We start from the raw sequence: 4,892 nt of genomic DNA on the forward strand, positions 1-4,892 counted from the left end.
TTTTAATAATAATTTGATTATACCATAAAAGTACAACTAAAGATGTATTCTAAATATTTCAAATTCACGACTCTTACAACCCTCTTTTGACTTCATACTAATCTAGGATTATATTAAAAAATGCCACTGCAATTATGCAGTGGCATTCGATATAAATTATTGTTCTTTTAAATACCATCTACATTATACTTCCTATACTCACCAGAAATGATTCTTTCCCACCATTCTTTATTTTCCACATACCACCGCACAGTTTGAGCTATTCCCGTGTCGAAATTATAAATTGGCTTCCATCCTAGTTTTTCTAATTTACTAGGGTCAATCGCATATCGTTTATCATGACCTAAACGATCTTTAACGAATTCAATTAAGTCTTCAGATTTACCAAGTGCTGAAATGATTGTTTTAACGACTTCTAAGTTTGTACGCTCATTATGTCCACCAATATTGTAAACTTCCCCATTTTCTCCTTTATGCAAAACTAAATCGATCGCAGAGCAATGATCAAGAACATGTAACCAGTCGCGAATATTTTCACCAGTACCATAAACAGGAACTTTTTGGTCATTTAATACACGAGAAATTGTTAATGGAATTAACTTCTCTGGAAAGTGATATGGTCCATAATTATTTGAACAACGTGTGATATTCATAGGAAATCCATATGTTTCATGATAGGCACGAACTAATAAGTCAGATGATGCTTTACTTGCAGAGTATGGACTATTCGGTTGTAGAGGTGTATCTTCTGTAAAAAAGGTTGTAGGGTCAAAATCTAGATCACCATACACTTCATCTGTAGATACATGTACAAATTTCTTAACGTTTATCGCTTTTGAAGCATCTAGTAAAACTTGAGTTCCTAATACATTTGTTGTCACGAATATACCTGGGTCTACTATTGAGCGATCGACATGACTTTCTGCTGCGAAGTGGATGACATAGTCGAACTTTTCTTTTTTAAATAATGTCATGATTTCTTCATGATTTGAAATATCAATTTTGATAAAATGATAGTTTTCATTTTGTTCGATGTTTTTATGCTTTGTTAAGTCACCTGCATAGGTTAAAGCATCTAGATTGTATATTGAATAGGATTGGTATTTATTGATCATGTATTGAACAAAGTTTCCACCGATAAATCCGGCACCACCTGTAACGGCTACTTTCATGTTTCACTGAACCTCGTCTCTTTTTTTAAATTGAACTAAATATCTAGCTAATGCGTCCTGCCATGAAGGTAAGGGTTGAAAGCCATTTTCTACTAGCTTTTGTTTTGATAATCTCGAATTTTTCGGTCTAGCTGCTCGAGTAGGGTAGTCCTCGGATGCAATCGATTTTACTAAAGTTTTACTGTCGGTTTGTTTGAAGATTTCTTTTGCAAAATCAGCCCAACTAGTAAAGCCTTCATTTGTTGCATGATAGATTCCATATTTATCAGATTTACTTAAATCTACTATTAATCTAGCCAAATCAACTGTATAGGTTGGTGAACCGATCTGATCTCCGACGATATTTAATTCATCTCTAGTTTCTGATAATCTTAACATTGTTTTAATAAAATTATTCCCATTAACACCAAATACCCACGAAATACGAATGATGAAATAGTTTTCGATGAATGATTGAACAACTTTTTCACCTTCATACTTTGTTAATCCATAATATCCGATTGGATCCGGTTGGTCATCTTCATTAAAAGAACTTTCACCATTCCCATTAAATACATAGTCTGTACTAATATAAATGAATTTTGCATGATGCTTTTTCGCAGCTTCAACTAAATATCTCGTTCCTTCAACATTCACATTCCAGCAATTCTCTTTATCATCTTCAGCTTTGTCTACCGCTGTATAGGCAGCGCAGTGGATAATAACATCTGGTTTATATGAATCTACTATAGAAAATACTGATTCTCTCTTAGTAATATCAAGCTCCTGTCGGCCGCAGCCCCTAACATCTAAACCATGACGCTCACATTCTTTAACGACATCATAGCCTAACTGCCCACCGTAACCAGTTACTAAAACCTTCATATCTATTACTCCTTATAGAAAAAATTATTTTCAGCATCTTTTAATAATGGTGCGATTTTATCCTTTGCAGATAATAATGGAGAAATATTGATTGGCCATTGCACCTGAATTACCGGGTCATTCCAAACAATGCCACGATCACATTCAGGTGAATATAGCTCATCAACTTTATATTGGACTTCCACATCATCTGTTAAAGTCATAAAACCGTGAGCAAATCCTTTGGGAATCATTAATTGTTTTTTATTTTCGGCACTTAACTCAATTCCAAACCACTTCCCGTATGTCGGACTCCCTTTTCGAATATCGACAGCGACATCAAAAATGGAACCCCTTGTACAACGAACTAACTTCGTTTGTGCTTTTGGAGACAGCTGATAATGTAAACCGCGCAGTGTCCCCTTCAATGCAGAAAATGATTGATTATCTTGAACAAAATTTAAATTCACCCCAAAATCCTTCATTTTTGAATCATTATATGTTTCCATAAACCAACCACGGTGATCACCAAAAACAGTTGGTTCAATAACTACAATTCCTTTTATAAAAGTTTCTGTAATTTTCATGGATAATGACCCCTTAAGCTAATATTTAATCTCACCATTTGCAACTTTTCGTAAATAGTTACCATAACTTGTTTTACTAAGTGATTCGCTTAAACGTAATAACTGTTCTTTATCGATCCATCCATTAATATAAGCGACCTCTTCTGGAGCAGAAATTTTAATCCCTTGATGCTCTTCAATTGTTTTGACAAAATTTGTTGCCGACACTAAACTTTCATGCGTTCCAGTATCTAACCATGTATAACCGCGACCCAATAACTCAACTTCTAATTCACCCAAGTTTAAATAAGCTTCATTTACAGAAGTAATCTCCAATTCTCCACGATTGGATGGTTTTACATTTTTAGCAATCTCAATGACACGATTATCGTAAAAATACAATCCCGTTACTGCATAATTTGATTTCGGATCCACTGGCTTTTCTTCAATGCTCAAAACTTTCCCAGACTCATCAAATTCAACAACACCAAATCGCTCAGGATCCTGTACATGATAACCGAACACCGTAGCACCTTTTTCTTTCATTGCCGCTTTCTTCAAAATACTACGCAACCCGCTGCCATAATAAATATTGTCACCTAATATCATCGCAACAGAGTCGTTTCCTATAAAATCGTCACCAATAATAAACGCTTGAGCCAACCCATCTGGACTAGGTTGTACTTTATATTTCAACGAAACTCCAAATTGAGAACCATCACCTAACAAAGCCTCAAAACGAGGTAAATCCTCTGGAGTCGATATAATTAAAATCTCTCTAATACCGGCCAACATTAAAGTTGATAACGGATAATAAATCATTGGTTTATCATACACAGGCAATAGCTGCTTGCTAGTCACCATCGTTAATGGATAAAGTCGAGTACCACTACCACCTGCAAGTATAATCCCTTTTATCGCAAAGACCTCCTAAACATTTAGGAATATATATATTATTATGATGGTGGTTAAGGGGTTGTGTAGGTTAAATTCTTAGGACATTGGAATGAAATGGTAAATCCAGTGGAATTCTATGTGGAATAAAGTAGGGGCCTAGAGGTAAAAAAGACATAAAAAAAGAACCACCGTTAAAAAGTTATCTTTTAACGGTGGTTCTTGAGTTTAGATATTATTTTGTTTCTGAAGGTAATTCTAAGTGCTGACGAAGATCATTAGATATACTATCTTTTTCTTGTTTGGATACAATAAAATAATAAATTTTATCAATCATCTTGCCTTCACCTTTGACTTGGGTCTTACTAATATTTTGCGCAGCCTGACGGTAATCCTTTTGAATCGAAACCATATCATTTAAAGTGATATTTGTTACAACATTCTTTTGAATTGCTTGTAAAATCGATTGATAGTTTGTTAAAGAAGAAATTGAAGCTCCCTGTTTAATAACCGCTTCAAGAATTTCTCTTTGACGAAGCTCTCGACCAAAGTCACCACGTGGATCTAACTTACGCATACGAGAAAACTTTAAGGCATCTACACCATTTAAATGAATTGGTCCTTTCGTAAAGTGAACACCTTCATAAGTAAAGTCTAAGTCATTATTTACATCAACCCCACCTACTGCTTCAACGATATCCTTAAAGCCTTCCATATTAACTTCAAGATAATAATCGATAGGAATGTTCAAGAAGTTTTCAACTGTATCAACAGACATTTGAATTCCGCCAAATGCATATGCATGGTTAATTTTATCTTCTTTACCTTTTCCAACAATTTCTGTTCTTGTATCACGTGGAATACTAACCATTTTAGTTGTATTTGTATTCGGATTAACTGTCAACACCATCATCGAATCCGAACGACCTTTATCACCAGGACGATGATCAACCCCTAATAGTAAAATAGAGAACGGTTCTTTCTTTTCAACATTTACTTCTTCTTTTCGTTTATCTGTTTTCTTTATGTCTTTATAGATTACGTCTGTTGTTTTATTTACATTGTGGTAAATTGAATATGCATAACCGCCTATTCCTAAACCGATGACAACTAGTACACTTAGTACGATTATTAGTACTTTTTTTGCTGTGGACATTTTTTTAGATGAGCTTTTTTCTGATCTGGACACTTATTTTCTCCTTCAATTACAAATGGTCATTTTTTTAAAATTAATAATTAAACAACTTAATATTAATGTTTAATAAATTTATCAATTCATTTAGCATTTCTTATTATAATATTTCTGTGAATACATTTGTCATCTAAAATCTATTATTTAATTACTATTTAAACATTTGTATAGATAAAAATCTAACTACAACTCTTATGTATTTAAACTATTTATTAAATGTTAACT

Annotated in this window: 5 protein-coding genes; all 5 read right to left on the reverse strand. The window is 33.7% G+C overall.

The features are described 5' to 3' along the window. Window positions 1-167 precede the first annotated feature (167 nt). A complete protein-coding gene (gene rfbB / locus CN514_RS16305) occupies window positions 168-1,172 on the reverse strand; it encodes a dTDP-glucose 4,6-dehydratase (protein ID WP_098233493.1) in 1,005 nt (334 codons plus the stop codon). Between the two features lie 3 nt (window positions 1,173-1,175). Then, complete coding sequence (gene rfbD, locus CN514_RS16310) at window positions 1,176-2,036, reverse strand: dTDP-4-dehydrorhamnose reductase (protein ID WP_098233494.1); 861 nt, start codon at window positions 2,034-2,036, stop codon at window positions 1,176-1,178. 5 nt (window positions 2,037-2,041) lie between these two features. After that, window positions 2,042-2,602 (reverse strand): dTDP-4-dehydrorhamnose 3,5-epimerase, encoded by a 561-nt coding sequence (gene rfbC, locus CN514_RS16315; protein WP_098233495.1) that lies wholly within the window; start codon window positions 2,600-2,602, stop codon window positions 2,042-2,044. An 18-nt stretch (window positions 2,603-2,620) separates the two neighbouring features. Continuing rightward, window positions 2,621-3,499 carry a glucose-1-phosphate thymidylyltransferase RfbA gene (gene rfbA / locus CN514_RS16320; RefSeq protein WP_098233496.1) on the reverse strand — a complete coding sequence of 293 codons (879 nt, stop codon included), beginning with the start codon at window positions 3,497-3,499 and terminating at the stop codon, window positions 2,621-2,623. Window positions 3,500-3,710: 211 nt separating this feature from the next. Beyond that, window positions 3,711-4,664, reverse strand: coding sequence for a polyisoprenyl-teichoic acid--peptidoglycan teichoic acid transferase TagU (tagU, locus tag CN514_RS16325; RefSeq protein ID WP_483295019.1), 954 nt, complete (start codon window positions 4,662-4,664; stop codon window positions 3,711-3,713). Window positions 4,665-4,892 lie beyond the last annotated feature (228 nt).

This window comes from Bacillus sp. AFS001701 (assembly GCF_002559405.1).
Taxonomy (GTDB): Bacteria; Bacillota; Bacilli; order Bacillales; family Bacillaceae_G; genus Gottfriedia.

Coding starts and splice junctions, on each gene's coding strand:
- rfbB (WP_098233493.1), bottom strand. CDS start 1,172: ATGAAAGTAGCCGTTACAGGTGGTGCCGGATTTATCGGTGGAAACTTT.
- rfbD (WP_098233494.1), bottom strand. CDS start 2,036: ATGAAGGTTTTAGTAACTGGTTACGGTGGGCAGTTAGGCTATGATGTC.
- rfbC (WP_098233495.1), bottom strand. CDS start 2,602: ATGAAAATTACAGAAACTTTTATAAAAGGAATTGTAGTTATTGAACCA.